The 17,646-nt window shown below is 63.6% G+C and carries 15 protein-coding genes and 1 pseudogene; 12 read left to right on the forward strand and 4 right to left on the reverse strand.

Annotated elements, in window-relative coordinates; translation table 11 throughout:
- Positions 1-77 precede the first annotated feature (77 nt).
- Positions 78-431 (forward strand): cupin domain-containing protein, encoded by a 354-nt coding sequence (locus tag H163_RS0115740; RefSeq protein ID WP_019965565.1) that lies wholly within the window; start codon positions 78-80, stop codon positions 429-431.
- 229 nt (positions 432-660) lie between these two features.
- Here the strand turns inward: H163_RS0115740 and argE are convergent, their stop codons facing one another.
- Positions 661-1,812: an acetylornithine deacetylase gene (argE, locus tag H163_RS0115745; protein WP_019965566.1), complete on the reverse strand. Its 1,152-nt coding sequence runs from the start codon at positions 1,810-1,812 to the stop codon at positions 661-663.
- 268 nt (positions 1,813-2,080) lie between these two features.
- Here argE and H163_RS0115750 point away from each other — a divergent pair.
- From H163_RS0115750 to H163_RS0115760, 3 genes and pseudogenes are all read left to right on the forward strand, one after another.
- Positions 2,081-2,326 (forward strand): annotated as a pseudogene (locus H163_RS0115750) (aldehyde dehydrogenase family protein); the annotation flags it as partial.
- Between the two features lie 6 nt (positions 2,327-2,332).
- Positions 2,333-3,367, forward strand: coding sequence for a tartrate dehydrogenase (locus tag H163_RS0115755; protein WP_019965568.1), 1,035 nt, complete (start codon positions 2,333-2,335; stop codon positions 3,365-3,367).
- A 34-nt stretch (positions 3,368-3,401) separates the two neighbouring features.
- A complete protein-coding gene (locus H163_RS0115760; protein ID WP_026355921.1) occupies positions 3,402-4,853 on the forward strand; it encodes an NAD-dependent succinate-semialdehyde dehydrogenase in 1,452 nt (483 codons plus the stop codon).
- 283 nt (positions 4,854-5,136) lie between these two features.
- Here H163_RS0115760 and H163_RS0115765 read toward each other — a convergent pair whose 3' ends face one another.
- The 3 genes from H163_RS0115765 to H163_RS0115775 form a co-directional block, all read right to left on the reverse strand.
- Positions 5,137-5,547 carry a VOC family protein gene (locus H163_RS0115765; RefSeq protein WP_019965570.1) on the reverse strand — a complete coding sequence of 137 codons (411 nt, stop codon included), beginning with the start codon at positions 5,545-5,547 and terminating at the stop codon, positions 5,137-5,139.
- A gap of 351 nt (positions 5,548-5,898) precedes the next feature.
- A complete protein-coding gene (locus H163_RS0115770) occupies positions 5,899-7,176 on the reverse strand; it encodes an NAD(P)/FAD-dependent oxidoreductase (protein ID WP_019965571.1) in 1,278 nt (425 codons plus the stop codon).
- Positions 7,177-7,215: 39 nt separating this feature from the next.
- A complete protein-coding gene (locus H163_RS0115775; protein ID WP_026355922.1) occupies positions 7,216-7,881 on the reverse strand; it encodes a haloacid dehalogenase type II in 666 nt (221 codons plus the stop codon).
- 350 nt (positions 7,882-8,231) lie between these two features.
- Between H163_RS0115775 and H163_RS0115780 the strand changes: the two genes are divergently transcribed.
- From H163_RS0115780 to H163_RS0115815, 8 genes are all read left to right on the forward strand, one after another.
- Positions 8,232-9,089, forward strand: a complete 858-nt coding sequence (locus H163_RS0115780; RefSeq protein WP_019965573.1) for a GNAT family N-acetyltransferase — start codon at positions 8,232-8,234, stop codon at positions 9,087-9,089.
- Positions 9,090-9,137: 48 nt separating this feature from the next.
- Positions 9,138-10,514, forward strand: a complete 1,377-nt coding sequence (locus tag H163_RS0115785) for an aspartate aminotransferase family protein (protein WP_019965574.1) — start codon at positions 9,138-9,140, stop codon at positions 10,512-10,514.
- A 4-nt stretch (positions 10,515-10,518) separates the two neighbouring features.
- Entirely contained in the window at positions 10,519-11,433 is a 915-nt protein-coding gene (locus H163_RS0115790) for a 2-hydroxyacid dehydrogenase (RefSeq protein ID WP_019965575.1), read from the forward strand.
- Positions 11,434-11,660: 227 nt separating this feature from the next.
- Positions 11,661-12,377, forward strand: coding sequence for an HAD-IA family hydrolase (locus H163_RS0115795; protein WP_040679063.1), 717 nt, complete (start codon positions 11,661-11,663; stop codon positions 12,375-12,377).
- A gap of 68 nt (positions 12,378-12,445) precedes the next feature.
- Positions 12,446-14,059 carry an ABC transporter substrate-binding protein gene (locus tag H163_RS0115800; protein ID WP_019965577.1) on the forward strand — a complete coding sequence of 538 codons (1,614 nt, stop codon included), beginning with the start codon at positions 12,446-12,448 and terminating at the stop codon, positions 14,057-14,059.
- Positions 14,060-14,132: 73 nt separating this feature from the next.
- Entirely contained in the window at positions 14,133-15,086 is a 954-nt protein-coding gene (locus H163_RS0115805) for an ABC transporter permease (RefSeq protein ID WP_019965578.1), read from the forward strand.
- Positions 15,083-15,922, forward strand: coding sequence for an ABC transporter permease (locus H163_RS0115810; protein WP_019965579.1), 840 nt, complete (start codon positions 15,083-15,085; stop codon positions 15,920-15,922). Before H163_RS0115805 ends, H163_RS0115810 begins: the two co-directional genes overlap by 4 nt.
- Positions 15,922-17,580, forward strand: coding sequence for an ABC transporter ATP-binding protein (locus H163_RS0115815; protein WP_019965580.1), 1,659 nt, complete (start codon positions 15,922-15,924; stop codon positions 17,578-17,580). The genes H163_RS0115810 and H163_RS0115815 overlap by 1 nt, the downstream gene beginning before the upstream one ends.
- Positions 17,581-17,646 lie beyond the last annotated feature (66 nt).

Consider the following 17,646-nt stretch of genomic DNA (forward strand, 5'->3'; position numbering starts at 1 on the left):
GGCAGCGGACGGCAGCACCCGCGTGCGGCGGACGGGTCTAATGGCAGTGATCATCCCCCTAAGCTCAGGAGCCTGTCATGAGCCTCATCAAGACCATCGACCACAACCCCACCTTCGAGCCCACCCACGCCCTGCCCGCTCCCGAACGGCTGATTTCCGGCAATCCGGAATTCTCCACCTGGGCCATGGACGAATCGCGCGACGGCAAGATCAAGTCCGGCATCTGGCAGGCCACTCCCGGCCTCACCCATTCGATCAAGGGCGAAACCTTCGAATTCTGCCACATCCTTGAAGGCGTCGTCGAAATCACCGAAAACGGCAAGGAGCCCATCACCTACCGCGCCGGTGACAGCTTCGTCATGAAGCCCGGCTTCGTCGGCACCTGGCGCACCATCGAAACCGTCCGCAAGATCTACGTGGTTTGTTACTGAGCCGTTCTATACACGCAAACACCAGCCACCACGCAGTCCCGGCCTTGTGCCGGGACCTGTCAGGCGAGCAACGCTTCTCTACACTCTTTCTTTTGAAATCAACGTCTTAACCAACCCAGCACAAAAGCCGCCGTGCCCATATCACAGGTCCCGGCACAAGGCCGGGACGGCGCGAGTGGGGGTGCTGCGCCTTCAAATTTGCGTCCAGACGGTGAGCTTCCAATGCCCCCTACCCCGCCAGTTCCCCCGCTAGCCGTTCCAGCATGGCCATGCAGGCGGCGAGTTCCTCGCGCAGGATAAATTCATCGGGCCGGTGGGCGCGGGTGATGGAACCGGGGCCGCAGATGATCGAGGGCACGCCTGCGGCCTGAAACAGCCCCGCCTCCGTGCCATAGCTGACCGACTGGATCGCTGCGCCGCCCGACAGCCGCTCCATCAGCGTGATGAAGCCTGCATCCGGCGTGGGGGCCAGCGCGGGATAGCTCGCCAGTTCCTGCCAGCTTGCCGACAGCGCCCGCCCTTCCGCCTGTGCCTGCGCCAGCAGCGCATCGAGCTTTGCCAGCACCTTTGCACTCACATCCTGCGGCGCGGCACCGGGCACGGAACGCACCTCGAAAGCCAAACGGCAGAGATCGGGAATGATGTTGACGGCGCTGCCGCCGGACACAATCCCCGCCACTACCGTTGAGGAGGGCGGCGAGAAACGCGCATCAAACGGGCCTTCCACTTCCATCTTCGCCGAGAGATCGCGGATGAACAGCAGCAGTTCCGCCGCCGGATAAAGCGCATTCTCCCCCAGCGCCGGCTGGGAACTATGCGCCGCCTTGCCGGTGAAGGTAATTTCCACCGCCTGCTTGCCCTTGTGGGAGAGGACGGGCCGCATGTCCGAGGGCTCGCCGACGATGCACCCCACTGGCAGGGCGCACAGCTCCGGCAGCCTCGCAATCATGTGCGGCACGCCCCGGCAGCCGATTTCCTCATCATAGGAAAAGGCGATATGCACCGGCCGCTTCAGGTTTGCGGCCTTGAACAGAGGCACCGCCGCCAGCACGCAGGCGAGAAAGCCTTTCATGTCCGTGGAGCCGCGCCCCGTCAGGCGCCCGCCAAGGTCCGTCAGGCGGAAGGGATCAGCCGTCCACACCTGCCCCTCCACCGGCACCACATCCATATGGCCGGACAGTACATAGCCCGGCACGTCCTTCGGCCCGATGGTGGCAAAGAGGTTCACCCGGTCGCCTTCCGGCCCCGGCAGCACGGCACAGTCCAGGCCATGGCCCGCCAGATAGTTGCGCACATAATCCGCAATCGTGCCATTGGCCGCCCCGGGCAGCACGTTGAAGCCAACCAGATCCGCCAGCAGTGCCTCAGCCGAATGCGCCATTCCCATTTCTCCAGTCAGTCCACAAAGTCTCTGCCTGCCATCATCCGCGCTTTGCCGCGCAGTTCCTGCCGAAGACACGCCGCCCCGCAGGATATCCTGCGGCAGGCTGGCCTCCTGCTTGCGGATGGACTTTACCAGCCCCTCGGCCCCGCCGCACAGAATTGCGCCGAAGGGCTCCCGAACAGCGCAATCCGCCGCGCGCTGCAAACATATGGCGCATGGTTGTGCCGCCTGAAGCCTAGGATCGCTCCAGATTTACCGGAGCCTTGCAGTGTCCCTGTCCTTTCACCCCACCTATGGCCTTGCAGCCGGGGTCGATACCCGCGATGTTTCGCGGGCGCTGAAAAGCCTCAAGCTTATTGAGGCAGGCACCACCCGTATCAACCGCAACGGCCGGTCGCGCGTTTCCATCCTGCCGGCGGGAGGCTCCAAGTCCTCCGGCACCCGCAAGGATCCGGGCCGCGACGCCTGCAACGCCAACCGCCGCTCCAAGAGCGTGCTCATCGACCTGTGAGAGAACATGGCACCCTATCGTATTGCAGTCATCCCCGGCGACGGCATCGGCATTCCGGTCACGGAAGCCGCACTCGCCGTTGCGGCCAAGGCCCTGCCCGGCAAGCTGGAAACCGTCACCTTCCCCTGGTCCTGCGACTATTATCTGCAAACGGGCCGGATGATGCCGGAAGACGGCATCGAGACCCTGCGCGGCTTTGACGCCATCTACCTCGGAGCCGTCGGCTGGCCGCAGAAGGTGCCGGATTCGGTGTCGCTCCACGGCCTGCTGCTGCCGATCCGCAAGGCCTTCGTGCAATATGCCAACATCCGCCCGCACCGCCTGCTGACAGGCGTCGAAGGCCCGCTGCGCAAGGGCGGGTTCGACATCCTGTGCATCCGCGAGAACACCGAGGGCGAATATTCCGGCGCCGGCGGGCGCGTGCATCAGGGCACGGCCAATGAAGTGGCCGTTGAAACCGCCGTCTTCACCCGTGCGGGCGTCGAGCGCATCCTGCGCTTCGGCTTCGAGCAGGCCCGCAAGCGCAGCAAGCGCCTTGCCTCGGTCACCAAGTCCAACGCGCAGAAATACTCCATGGTGTTCTGGGATGAAGTGACGAAGGAACTGGCCGCCGAATATCCGGACGTTGCCGTCAGCCACTACCATATCGATGCCATCGCCGCCCGCATGGTGATGGCACCGGAAAGCCTCGACGTGGTGGTCGCCTCCAACCTCTTCGGCGACATTCTCACCGATCTGGGCGCAGCCATTCAGGGCGGCCTCGGCTTTGCCGCTTCGGCCAACATCAACCCGGACCGTTCCGCCCCGTCCATGTTCGAGCCGGTGCATGGCTCTGCGCCCGATATCGCGCATCTGGGCATCGCCAACCCGCTGGCCGCCATCTGGTCCGCCGCCATGATGCTGGAGAATCTGGGCGAGGCAGAAGCCGCCAGCCGCATCATGACCGCCATGGAACAAGCCACCGCGCAAGGCATCGGCACAGTGCCGGGGCAGAACAAGACGGATGAAATCACCCAGGCCGTCATTGCGGCGCTGGATTGAGGATAAAGCTATGACGATTGCAATTTCTGACCTTCTGCCCGGCCTCAAGGATGCAGACCTGTTCCGCCAGCAGAGCGTGATCGGCGGCGTCTGGTGTGACGCCTCGACGGGCAAGACCATTGAGGTCACCAACCCGGCCACCGGCAAGGCCATTGGCACCGTGCCGGACATGTCCGCCGAAGACACCCGCCGCGCCATCGAGGCCGCAGACTCCGCCTTCCGCGCCTGGCGCAAGGTTCCCAATGGCGAGCGCGCCGCCAAGCTGGAGCGCTGGTTCACCCTGATGGAAGAGCATGCGGATGACCTCGCGCTCATCCTGACACTGGAACAGGGCAAGCCGCTCAGCGAGGCCAGGGGCGAAATCACCTATGGCGCCTCCTTCGTGAAGTGGTTTGCCGAGGAAGCCCGGCGCATCGAGGGCGGCATCATCCCCGCCCCCACGAATGACCGGAAGATCCTGGCGCTGAAGGAGCCGGTGGGCGTTTCGGCCATCATCACGCCGTGGAACTTCCCCAACGCCATGATCACCCGCAAGGTCGGCCCGGCGCTCGCCGCCGGCTGCACCGTGGTGATCAAGCCCTCCGACTTCACCCCCTATTCCGCGCTGGCGCTGGCCGTTCTGGCCGAGAGGGCCGGCATTCCGGCGGGTGTCATCAACATCATCACCGGCCTGCCAACAGAAATCGGCGCGGAACTGACCTCGAACCCGGTGGTGCGCAAGCTCTCCTTCACCGGCTCCACCCGCGTCGGCTCCCTGCTGATGGCACAGTGCGCCCCGACGGTGAAGCGGCTCAGCCTCGAGCTGGGCGGCAATGCACCCTTCCTCGTCTTTGACGACGCAGATCTCGATGCAGCCGTGGAAGGCGCCATCGCCTCCAAGTTCCGCAACGGCGGCCAGACCTGCGTCTGCTCCAACCGCATCCTCGTCCAGTCCGGCATCTACGATGCCTTTGCATCAAAGCTCGCCGAGAGGGTGGCTGCGATGAAGGTGGGTGCAGGCCTTGAGGCGGGCGTCGCCATCGGCCCGATGATCAACCGCGCTGCAGTGGAGAAGATCGATCGGCACGTGGCCGACGCTGTCGCCAAGGGTGCAAACATCGCCGCGAAGGCCGCAACGCCGGAAGGCAGCCAGTTCGCCGCCCCGGTGGTGCTGACTGGCTGCACCACGGACATGCAGCTGGCGAGCGAGGAAACCTTCGGCCCCGTCGCCCCGCTCTTCCGCTTCGAGACGGAAGAAGAGGCGGTGCGGATCGCCAACGACACGCCCTTCGGCCTTGCTGCCTATTTCTACACCCGCGACATGGCCCGCGCCTGGCGGGTAGGCGAAGCACTGGAATCGGGCATGGTCGGTCTCAACACCGGCGCCATTTCCATGGCCGTCTCGCCCTTCGGCGGCGTCAAGCAATCCGGCCTCGGCCGCGAAGGCGCCCGCGCCGGCATTGAGGAATACCTCGAAACCAAATCCTTCCACATGTGCGGGCTTTGACGAGACCGGAGCGGGCCAAACGGCCCGCTCCTTGGGTTTCAGGGGTGGAAAGCAGCCCCCCTCTCCTCGTTCAGCATCCCCAAGATCCCCCTCCTCCTTCGTCATGCCATGACTTGATCATGGCATCCATTCCCTGACCTCTCAGACAGGGACAAACCAAAGAAAATACAGAGGGTTACGGGCCAACCACGCCGTCATGAAAGGCAACGGCGTGGATGCCATGGTCAAGCCATGGCATGACGGAGAGGGATGGGAGGGCGCCTGAGCAGCACCGGAGTTGGTATTAGCTGACCGTTCCGCTGCGATCCGGCCTGGCGAATTCGATCAGATCCCACCGGTTACCCCAAGGATCGTTCCAGACGGCAACCCTGCCATAGGGTTCATCGCGCGGCCCGGCTTCAAACTGCACCCCTTCGGCCAGCATACGGGTGTAGTCGGCTTCAAAGTTCTCTGTTTCAAGGAACAGCCACACACGCCCGCCCCCTTGTTCTCCTATGGCAGCCGACTGCCTGTCACCCACGGCGCGGGCGAGCAGGATTTCCGTCTCGCCGCCGGAAGGAGCAATCCGGACCCAGCGTTTTCCATTACCCAGATCGGTATCTTCGCGGCATTCGAAGCCTATCCGGAGAAAGAAATTCAGGGCTTCGTCATAATCTGGAACGAGCAGGGAGAAGAGCGCAATACGTCTTGGCATGAAGACAGCCCGTCATTGAGTGATCAAATCTGCCTGCCGATGATCGTCTGAGTCGGCGGCTGCCCAAAGACGTTTCTGACGCAGTCAGCACTTCCTCCACCGCCCTCCGCCGCATTCGTCTTGCCATGGCTCGACCATGGCATCCATTCCCTGACTTTTCAGTCCGGGGTAAACGGAAGAAATACAGATATTACGGGCCTGTCCGCCGCAATGAAAGGCAACGGCGTGGATGCCATGGTCAAGCCATGGCATGACGGAGAGAGATGGAGAGCCGCGAGCGTGAACGCCGCTCACAACAAAAAAGGCAGGCCCATTCCCGCCTTTTTCACTGCCATGCTACCCGCCTGCCCCTCACCCGATCATGTCCTTGAACTTGTAGTAAGCCCCGACGAGCGGCAGGAACCAGGGCTGGCCGAGGTGGCCGGGGATGGCGGGCCAGGGGAGGCTGGCCCAGGGGTTGGCGCGGGTGCGGCCAAGGATCTGGTCGGCGACGATTTCGCCCATGTGGGTGGCGATCTGCGCGCCGTGGCCGGAGTAGCCCATGGCGAAGTGCACGCCATCAGCTTCGCCTGCACGGGGGAAGCGGTCCTTGGTCATGTCGACGAGGCCACCCCAGCAGTAATCCACCTCGATATCGCCGAGTTGCGGGAAGATGCCTTTGAGCGCGTCCTTGAGGATGCGGCCGCTCTTTTCGTCCGAGGTCTGGTTGGAGGTGGCGGAAAAGCGGGCGCGGCCGCCGAAGATCAGGCGGTTGTCCGGCGCCAGGCGGAAGTAGTTGCCCACATTCAGCGACGTGACACAGGTGCGGTTGCCCGGCATCACCGATTGCACTTCCGCGTCCGTCAGCGGGCGGGTGGCCAGCAGGAAACTGCCGACGGGCACGATGCGGCGGCGGAAGAAGCTGAAGGTCTTGGGCGTATAGGCACCGGTCGCCAGCACCACCTTGGCCGCCCGCACAGTGCCCTTCGGCGTTTCCAGCTCGTGGCCGGCAGCCGTCTGGCGGCGGCCGGTGACGGGCGTGTTCTCGTGGATCTCCGCTCCATGCCGGGCGGCAGCATGCGCAAGGCCAACGACAAATCGGCCCATGTGCATCATGGCACTCTTCTTCTGCAGCATGCCACCGTGGAAGATGTCCGAGCCTATTTCCCCCGCGAGCCCGGCTTTGCTCAGCATCGCCGTTTCGGGATCAACCGTGCGGTTGATCGCTTCAAAATTACGGGCAAGCACCTCATAATGCTGCGGTTTGGAAGCAAGCTTCAGCTTGCCGGCGCGGCGGAAATTGCAGTCGATGCCTTCTTCCCCAACGATGCGCTCGATGGTTTCGATGCCATCGTCAAAGGCCTTGTACATGGCCTTGGCGGTTTCGACCCCATAGGTGGCAATGGCGCCGGTGAAGCTGTGGGCCACCCCGTTGTTGAGGTGGCCGCCATTGCGGCCCGAAGCTCCGAAGCCGACCGTTGCCGCCTCCAGCACGATGACCCGGCGGCCTTCCATGGCCAGACGCCGCGCCGCGCCAAGGCCGGTGAACCCGGCCCCGATCACCGCAACATCATAAAGCCCGGAGGGGGCTGCCGTGGCGCCGCCGGTGAAGGCGGGCGCCGTATCCTGCCAGTAGGATGCAAATTTCATGGGTCAGCTCCCGGAGCTTGCGCGGATCACAGCCGGATTTCAGAGACCGAACACGCCGGGCAGGCCGGAAATGTCCTTGATTTCGGTGTATTCGTAGAAGGGGTTGGCCGGCTCGTGCTTGCGGTTGACCCAGACCTTGGACTTGATGCCGAGATCATAGGCGGTCATCAGGTCATAGCGGAAGGAGGACGACACATGGGTGATGTCCTCCGGGCCACAGCCGAGCACGTCGAACATGTACTCAAAGCCGTTCATCTGCGGCTTGTAGCTGCCGGCCTGTTCTGCCGTGATCACCTTGTGGAAGGGCGCGCCGAGCTTCTCCACGTTGGACATGATCTGGCTGTTCATGGCGTTGGAGAGGATGACGAGCGGGATTTCCTTCGCCAGTTTGGCAAGGCCTTCCGGCACATCCGGATGCGGCCCCCAGGTCGGCACTTCATTATAGATGCGCACTGCGTCTTCCTCGCGGAAGGTAACGCCATTGCGCTTGCAGGTGCGCTTGAGGGAGTTGTGCACCACATCCGCATAGGGCTTCCAGGCGCCCAGCACCTCGTCCAGCCGGTAGGCCGAGAAATCACGGATGAAGACGTTCATCTTCGCTTCGTCGAGCATTTCGCCATAGATGCGGCGCGCAGCGCCTGCCATGTCGAAGTTGATCAATGTGCCGTAGCAGTCGAAGGTCACGAATTTCGGGCGGAAGGTCATTTGGGTCCCCGTGCTGAAAGTGCCGGAAGGAAGAAGGCTGAGGCAGGTCATCGCTTGCCTGCTGATCTATCCTAGACAGCCGGCAAAAAAGCCCCCGCCGCTTTCGCGCCGTCCCAAAGCACATTCCGCCGTATCACAAGGGCTCCACGGCACCTTATTGCGCAAGCGCCGTCTGGCGTCCGCTCCCGCCCCAGGTCCGCTCCGGCCATCGCCACACGCCTGTGGCAGATCATGCTTAGAAAGCCCCGGCGAACAGCGGAAGATACCGCCAGCACAGAGGCCAAGGGCGGTAAGTTTGCCTGCGCGAGGCATAGGCTCTCATCATCACACGTTTTCCAGCGCAGGTTCACATGCTGACAGATGAAACACTGACCATCCAGCCGATGGAACCGGAACACCTCGCCGGGGCGCTGCGCCTGTCGCAAGCTGAAAAGTGGCCCCACAGGGCTGAGGACTGGAGCCTCCTTCACAGCCTGTCGAAAGGTGCCGTCGCCATCGAGAATGGCGAGGCCGTCGCCACCGCGCTGACGACCCCCTTCGGTGACGTGGCGACCATCAACATGATCATCGTTGACGGGCGCATGCGCGGGCGCGGACTTGGCCGCAAGATGATGACCAGCGTCATGAGCCTGATCCAGCCGCAGCAGTGGCGGCTGGTGGCAACGAAGGACGGCTTGCCGCTTTATGAAAAGCTGGGCTTCCGTGCGGTGGGCGGAATCTTCCAGCATCAGGGCATCGCCCGAGCACCGGAACAGGTACCAGCTCTTGCCGGAGAAGGTGCTGACGGGCTGCATCTGGCCGGTCCTGAGGATGCACCCGTTCTGGCGCAGCTTGACAAGGCAGCCACCGGCATGGACCGGACCTCGCTGATCAGCGCGCTGTTCCGGACCGGCAAGTTCCTCACGATCCGCGAAAACGGCCGGATAACGGCCTTTGCTGCCCTGCGCCCCTTCGGACGCGGCGAAGTGGCTGGTCCCGTCATCGCCCACGATGCTGATCAGGCCCGGCAGCTGCTGTCCTGGTGCCTCAAGGAATGCGAAGGCCGCTTCCTGCGGGTGGATACGGGTGCGGAGACCGGCCTTGCCCCCTGGCTGGCAGAACATGGCCTTGGCCATGCGGGCGGCGGCATCCCCATGCGCCTTGGAGCCGCCAGCGATGCGTCTGGCCCGGTTCACACTTTTGCCCTCGCCGCACAGGCGCTCGGCTGAACGAATGATCCGGCGGCCGCAGAGCCGGCCGGAGAGAAAGGACGTCCCATGCTTGCCAACTCACTGGTCGAACTCGACCGTGCCCATCTCATCCATCCGGTTGCCAGCTGGCGCGGCCATGAGGCCGCCGGTGTCCGCGTGCTGAAATCCGCCAAGGGCGCCACGGTAACGGACGCCAGCGGCCGCACCCTGCTGGATGGCTTTGCCGGCCTGTGGTGCGTCAATGCCGGCTACGGGCATGAAAGCATCATCGAGGCCGCCACCAAGCAGCTGCGCGAGCTGCCCTATGCCACCGGCTATTTCGGCCTCGGCTCGGAACCGGCGATCCGCCTGGCTTCGCGTCTTGCCGAACATGCACCAGGCGATCTCAGCCATGTCTATTTCACGCTTGGCGGCTCGGATGCGGTGGACACCACGGTCCGCTTCGTACGCTACTACTGGCAGGCCAAGGGCCAGCCGGAGAAGGAACACTTCATCTCCGTCGAGCAGGGCTACCACGGCTCCACCACCGTGGGCTCCGGCCTCACCGCCCTGCCCGCCTTCCATGCCGGTTTCGGCGTTCCCTACACCTGGCAGCACAAGATTCCCTCGCACTACAGCTACCGCAATCCGGCCGGGGATAGCCCGGAGGCAATCATTGCCGCCTCGCTGGCGGCCCTGAAGGCCAAGGTCGCGGAACTGGGCGGCGCAGAGAAGGTCGCGGCCTTCTATCTGGAGCCGATTCAGGGCTCGGGCGGCGTCATCGTGCCGCCGAAGGGCTGGGTCAAGGCCATGCGCGACGCCTGCAAGGATATGGGCATCCTGTTCATCGCCGACGAGGTGATCACCGGTTTCGGCCGCACCGGCCCGATCTTCGCCTGCCTTGAGGAAGGCATCGTGCCGGACATGATGACCACCGCCAAGGGCCTCACCTCCGGCTATGTACCGATGGGTGCGGTGTTCCTGTCGGACCACATGTATCAGGTGATGGCAGATGCGGCGGGCGCTGCCGCCATCGGCCACGGCTTCACCTATTCCGCCCATCCGGTCAGCGCGGCTGTCGGCCTTGCGGTGCTGGATCTTTACGAAAACGGCCTGTTCGACAACGGCGTGAAGATGGGCAACCTGCTGCAACAGGGCCTTGCCTCTCTCGCAGACCACCCGCTGGTGGGTGAGGTGCGCGGGCGCGGCATGCTGGCGGCGGTGGAGCTTGTCACCGACAAGGCGAAGAAGACGCCCTTCCCCGCAGCCGCCAAACCTGCCACCCGCATCTTTGACCGGGCCTGGGAGAACGGCCTCGTCATTCGCGCCTTCGCACAGGGTGTGCTGGGCTATGCCCCGCCGCTGTGCTGCACGGAAGACGAGATCGCCCAGATCGTCGAGCGCACGAAGCTGACGCTGGACCAGACACTGGCGGACCCGGACGTCCGCGCGGCAATGGCCTGACCCGGTGGCAGTCCTCTACACCTCAGAGGCAAAGCGCGGCGAAGTGTTCGCCGCGCATTTTGCCGCCGAACTGCCCGCCCTGCCTTTCCACCGCAACGAAGCGCCCGACCCGGCAGCGGTGGAATATCTCGTCGCCTGGACGGCGCCGCAGGATGTTGGCACCCGTTACCCCAATCTCAAGCTGCTGTTCTCGGTGGGCGCAGGCGTCGATCAGCTGAACCTTGCCGCCCTGCCGCCGCAGGTGCGCGTGGTGCGCATGCTGGAGCCCGGCCTTGCCGAGCAGATGAAGGAATATGTGACGCTCGCCGTCCTTGGCCTGCACCGGGACCTGCCGCGCTACATCAGCCAGAAATCCGCCAGCCTCTGGCAATCGGGACGCAATGTTCCGGCGCGGGAACGGCGCGTGGGCGTCATGGGCCTTGGACAGCTCGGCAAGGCGGTGCTGGAAGCCCTTGCCCCCTTCGGCTTTCCGCTGGCCGGCTGGAGCCGCAGTCCGCAGGACATTCCGGGCACCGGGACCTTTACGGATCTTCCCGCCTTCCTCGCCCGAACGGACATTCTCATTTGCCTGCTGCCGCTGACGGCTGAAACCACCGGCCTTCTGAATGCAGAGCTTTTCGCGCAATTGCCGCGCGGCGCCGCGCTGGTTCATGCCGGGCGCGGGCGCCAGCTGGATCACGATGCCCTGCTGCAGGCGCTGGAAAATGGCCAGCTCTCCAGCGCCTGGCTGGACGTGACGGACCCGGAGCCGCTGCCACCGGATAATCCCTTCTGGCAGCATCAGCAGATTGTGCTGACACCGCATGTGGCCTGCCAGACGCGGGCAGATGACGGGGCAAGACATGTGATCGCCGGAATCCGCGCGCATCAGGCGGGATTGCCGGTGCCGGGGCTGATCGACCGCGCCAGAGGTTACTGAGGCAGCGAACTCATAGGTGCACCCAAAACAGCAGATTGTGCCGAAGCGGGGTTGGATTCGGAGCATATGCCGCGCAAAAGACCCGCAAACTGACCTGCAGAAATCAAGGCAATGCATACAAAATGCAAGCCAAGCCCGGAAATCAGGCTGGGCCAACAAAACTGGCAGAAAATGCCGGAAACCAACCAGAGAACGCCGCGGCTAATGCGGCAGATACGGGGCTCAGTATGACGGCACAGCCTCTCGCTTCGTTCCGGTATATGACATTTGATGTCGTCGGAACGCTCATCGACTTTGAAGGCGGGTTAATATCCGCCCTGTCTCAGATCGCGGCAGATCAGGGCGTCAGCCTCGACGGAGAGGAAGCCCTCAGCCATTACCGCGCTGCCCGCTACATGCCGGAGGCGCTGCGCTTTCCCGATGACCTCGCCCGCGTTTACACGGTCATCGCTCCGAAGCTTGGCCTTGATCCGGATCCGGCGCATGGGGAAAGGCTGCGGGATGCAGTGGCGGACTGGCAGCCCTTTGCAGACAGCGTCGAGGCGCTGACGGAACTGAAGAAGACCTACCGCCTGATCGCCATGACCAATGCGCAGCGTTGGGCTTTCGAGCATTTCAACGAAAAGCTCGGCCATCCCTTCCACGCGGCCTTCACCACCGATGACACAGGCACGGAAAAGCCGGACCCGGCCTTCTTCGAGCAGGTCTTCCGCTTTGTGGAACAGGAAGGCGCGGACAAGAACGCGATCCTGCATGTGGCACAGAGCCAGTATCACGACATCGGCATCTCCCGCAGCCTTGGCATGACCAACTGCTGGATCGAGCGCAGGCACGCCCAGCCGGGCTACGGTGGCACCATCGAGCCCGCGCAGTTCACGAAGCCGGATTACCACTTCACCTCCATGGCCGGGCTCGCTGCGGCTGCGGAGGCCGGACCCTCCTGACAGCCGGCAGGCAGGTTCGCGGCAATAAAAACAACAAGCCGGGCATATCTACGACAAGGGGAACACTGATGAGCAAATTCGAAATCAACAACTGGACCCGCAACGATGATGCGATGGTCGAGGATGCAATCCGCCGCGGCGCCAGCCGCCGCGACATCATGCGCATGTTCCTTGCTGGCGGTATCGGCCTTGCGGCCGGTGGCTCCATCTTTGCCCGTGCCACATCGGCACTCGCTGCCACTCCGGTCAAGGGCGGCCACTTCAAGGCAGCAGGCTGGTCTTCGTCCACCTCGGACACGCTGGACCCGGCCAAGGCCTCGCTCTCGACTGATTATGTGCGCTGCTGCTCACTCTACAACCGCCTGACGTTCCTGTCGGACGGCGGCGTTCTGAACATGGAACTGGCCGACAGCATCGAAAGCTCGGACGCCAAGGTCTGGACCGTGAAGCTGAAGTCCGGCGTCACCTTCCATGACGGCAAGTCCCTCACCTCTGCCGATGTGGTGTTCTCGCTGAAGCGCCACCTCGACAAGGAAACCGGCTCAAAGGTCAACGCCATCGCCAAGCAGATGCAGGAGATCAAGGCCGTTGATCCGCTGACCGTGGAAATCACGCTGGAAGCCCCCAACGCCGACCTTCCGACTATCCTGGCCATGCACCACTTCATGATCGTGCAGGACGGCACCACCGACTTCTCCAAGGGCATCGGCACCGGCGCCTTCAAGCTGGAAAGCTTCGAGCCGGGCGTGCGCTCGCTGATGAGCCGCAACGAGAACTACTTCAAGCCGGGCGGCGCCCATGTCGACAGCTTCGAGTATTTCGCCATCCCCGATGAAATGGCCCGCGTCAGCGCTGTCATCTCAGGCGACATCCACGTCGGCGCCTCAATCAAACCACAGTCCATGCGCCTGCTGGAAACCGCAAGCGGTGTTGATCTGGTGAAGTCCACCGCGGGCAACTACACCAACCTGAACTTCCGCATGGACATGGAGCCGGGCAGCAAGTTCGACCTCATCGAAGGTGTGAAGTACCTGTTCGACCGCGAACTGATCCAGATGGCAGTGATGCGCGGCCTCGCCGAAGTCGCCAACGACCAGCCGATTTCGCCGATGAATGCCTATCACAACGCGGACCTGAAGCCGCGTGCCTTTGACCCGGAGAAGGCCAAGCACCACTTCGAGAAGGCTGGCGTTCTGGGCCAGACGATCCCGGTCGTCGCCTCCGATGCCGCCACCGCCTCCGTCGAAATGGCCACCGTGCTGCAGCAGGCCGGCAGCAAGATCGGCATGAACTTCGACATCCAGCGCGTGCCGTCCGATGGCTACTGGTCCAACTACTGGCTCAAGGCCCCGGTCCACTTCGGCAACATCAACCCGCGCCCGACGCCGGACATCCTGTTCTCGCTGCTCTATGCCTCTAACGCACCGTGGAACGAGAGCCAGTACAAGTCCGAGAAGTTCGACAGCATGCTGGCCGAGGCCCGCGGCGAACTGGACAACGAAAAGCGCAAGACGATCTACGGCGAAATGCAGGTGATGGTGGCCAACGAAGCAGGCACCGTCATCCCAGCATACCTCTCCAACGTGGACGCCAAGCAGACCAAGCTGAAGGGCCTGGAGCCGAATCCGCTGGGCGGCCAGATGGGCTATGCCATGGCAGAGTACATCTGGCTCGAAGCCTGACATATTGCCAGCATCGAACCGGAGGCGCTTGCCGCCTCCGGTCTCCTTCCTCCCATCTGCAGAGGCTGCCTGAATGTCGGGGCAAATCGCTTTCCTGGTTCTTGGACGGCTCGGCGTGACATTGCTCACGCTGCTGATCGTGTCCTTCGTCGTCTTCGGCGCAACCCTCCTGCTGCCGGGCGATGTGGCGGAGATCCTGCTGGGTCAGGCTGCCACGCCCGAAGCCGTCGCAGGCCTGCGCGAAGCCATGCATCTCGATTCCCCCGCAATCGTCCGCTACGGCCAATGGCTTCTTGGCATGGTCCAGGGCGATTTTGGCATCTCCTATGCCAACAACATGCCGATTGCGGACATGATCGGCGGCCGCCTTGCCAACACGCTGCGCCTTGCGGCGGTAACAACCGCCATCGCAGTTCCTCTGGCCCTGTTTCTCGGCATCACCATGGCCGTCTACAAGGGGTCCATCTATGACCGGGCCGTCACCACCACCGTGGTTTCGGTCATCTCCGTTCCCGAATTCATGATCGCCACCTTTGCGGTGCTGGTCTTTGCCGTCTGGCTGCGCTGGCTGCCTGCCCTGTCGCTGGCCAATGATGTCAGCAGCTTTGGACAGCTTCTGAAGGTCTTCGCCATGCCGGTGATCACGCTGACCTGCGTCATCTCGGCCCAGATGATCCGTATGACCCGCGCCGCCGTGATCGAATCGCTGAAAATGCCCTATGTGGAGATGGCGCTTCTCAAGGGAGCCTCGCGCAGCCGCATGGTGATGCGCCACGCCCTTCCCAATGCCATCGGCCCGATCGCCAATGCGGTCGCCCTGTCCCTGTCCTATCTGCTGGGCGGCGTCATCATCGTCGAGACGATCTTCAACTATCCCGGCATCGCCAAGCTGATGGTGGATGCGGTTGCCACCCGCGACCTGCCGCTCATCCAGAGCTGCGCCATGATCTTCTGCTTCGGCTTCCTGCTGCTGATCACAATCGCCGACATCGTCGCCATTCTCTCCAACCCGAGGCTGCGCAAATGAGCCAGACACCCGTCTCTTCGCCCCGCTTCGGATTCCGGATCAACGCGACCGGCATCATCGCCGGGCTGATCGTCCTGTTCTGGGCGCTCGTGGCCATCGCCGGCCCCTCGGTTGCCCCTTACGCTCCCGGCGATATCGTCGATTTCGATTTCTACGGCCCCATCTCGGAAAGGCTGTGGCTGGGTTCGGACTATCTGGGACGGGATATCTTCTCCCGCATCCTGCTGGGCACGCGCTACACCGTCGGAATGTCGTTTGCCGCCGTCTGCATCGCCTGCTTCTCCGGCGTAGTGCTGGGCATGACGGCGGCCGTCACCGGCGGCTGGTTCGACACTGTGCTGAGCCGCCTGCTGGATGCCCTGAACTCGATCCCGTCGAAGCTCTTCGGCCTCGTCATGGTCGCGGCCATCGGCTCGTCCATTCCGGTGCTGATCATCCTGCTGGCCGTCATCTATACCCCCGGCTCCTACCGCTTTGCCCGGGCGCTGGCGGTCAATTGCAACACGATGGATTACGTCACCGTGGCGCGGGCGCGCGGCGAGCGGACGCTGTATCTCATCTTCCAGGAGATCCTGCCCAACATCACCGGCCCGGTGCTGGCTGACCTTGGCCTGCGCTTCGTCTTCATCGTGCTGCTGCTGTCGGGCCTCTCGTTCCTTGGCCTTGGCGTGCAACCGCCCAATGCGGACTGGGGCTCTCTGGTGAAAGAGAATATCGGCGGCCTGCCCTTTGGCGCCCCGGCTGTAATTGCACCATGCCTCGCCATCGCCAGCCTGACGATCAGCGTCAACCTTCTGATCGACAACCTGCCAGTCAAGATCCGGGACCGCGCCTGATGACCAAACCTCTTGCCGAAATCCAGGATCTGCATGTCGAAGCCCGCACCGACTCGGGCCGCCGGGTGGAGATCATCAGAGGCGTCAGCCTGACCATCAACCCGGGCGAGATCGTTGCGCTGATCGGCGAAAGCGGATCAGGCAAGACCACCATTGCCCTCACCCTGATGGGCTACACCCGCACCGGCTGCAAGATCAGCGGTGGCAAGGTCCTGCTCGGCGGGCAGGATCTGGTGACGATGAGCGAATCCTCGCGCCAGAAACTGCGCGGCACGGATGTCGCCTATGTGCCGCAAAGTGCAGCCGCTGCCTTCAACCCCTCGCACCGGCTGATCGATCAGGTCGTCGAGGTAGCCAGCATCCACAAGCTGATGAGCCGGACGGAAGCCCGCGCCAAGGCCGTGGAACTGTTCCGTGCGCTCGCTCTGCCGGAGCCGGAAACCATCGGCGAGCGCTATCCGCATCAGGTTTCCGGCGGCCAGCTGCAACGCCTTGCCGCTGCCATGGCTCTCATCGGCGGTCCGCAGCTCGTCATCTTCGATGAGCCCACCACCGCGCTGGACGTGACCACCCAGATCGAGGTTCTGCGCGCCTTCAAGTCCGTCATGCGCAAGGGCGGCATGGCCGGTGTCTATGTCTCCCATGACCTTGCCGTCGTCGCCCAGATCGCGGACCGGATCATCGTGCTCAAGGGCGGCGAGATCCAGGAAGAAGGCTCGACGGAGCAGATCCTGCACGCGGCCACTCACCCTTATACGAAAGAGCTTCTGGCCGCGTTCCAGCCGGTACCCTTCGCAGCTCCTGCTGACGCCGAGGTGGACATGCCCGTCAAGCGGCCCATCCTCGAGGTCAGCGGCGTTTACGCAGGCTATGGCCCGCTCGAACCCACCGGCCTGCCCTTCAAGACCGTGCTGAAGAACGTCAGCTGCAGGCTGGAGCGCGGGCATAATCTCGGCGTCATCGGCGAAAGCGGCTCGGGCAAATCCACCCTCGCCCGCGTCATCGCCGGTCTGCTGCCGCCGGTGCGCGGCCATGTGCAGCTGGATGGCCGGGAGCTGGACCCGAAAGCCAGATCGCGCAGCAAGGAAGAGCTGCGGCGGATGCAGATCGTTTTCCAGCTCGCCGATACGGCGCTGAACCCCTCCCGCTCCGTCGCCGATATTCTTGGCCGCCCGCTTGCCTTCTACCATGGCCAGAAAGGCGCTGCGCAGGAGGCCCGCGTCAACGAGTTGCTGGACATGGTGCGGCTGCCGCGTGCCCTGCGCCATCGTATGCCGGGCGAACTTTCCGGCGGCCAGAAGCAGCGCGTCAACTTCGCCAGAGCCCTTGCCGCCAAACCGGATATCATCCTGTGCGACGAAATCACCTCCGCCCTCGACACGGTGGTGGCGGCAGCAGTGATCGAACTGTTGAAGGAGCTGCAGCGGGAGCTGGGCCTCTCCTACGTCTTCATCAGCCACGACCTCTCCACCGTCCAGTCGATCTGCGACCAGGTGATGGTGATGCAGCATGGCGAAATGGTGGAGCTCCTGGCAAACGATCAGCTCCCGGCCGGCGCCACGCACCCCTATTCCAAACTGCTCTTCTCCTCCGTGCCGAAACTCGACACCGGCTGGCTCGACAGCCTGCCAGAGAACTTCGCCAGCACGGCAGCCTGAGAGGCTGGGCTTTGGGAGCACAAGTTCTCGCCGGAACAGATCCGGCGGGGACCTTCGCAGGCTGAT

Source organism: Pannonibacter phragmitetus DSM 14782, assembly GCF_000382365.1.
Lineage (GTDB): Bacteria > Pseudomonadota > Alphaproteobacteria > Rhizobiales > Stappiaceae > Pannonibacter > Pannonibacter phragmitetus.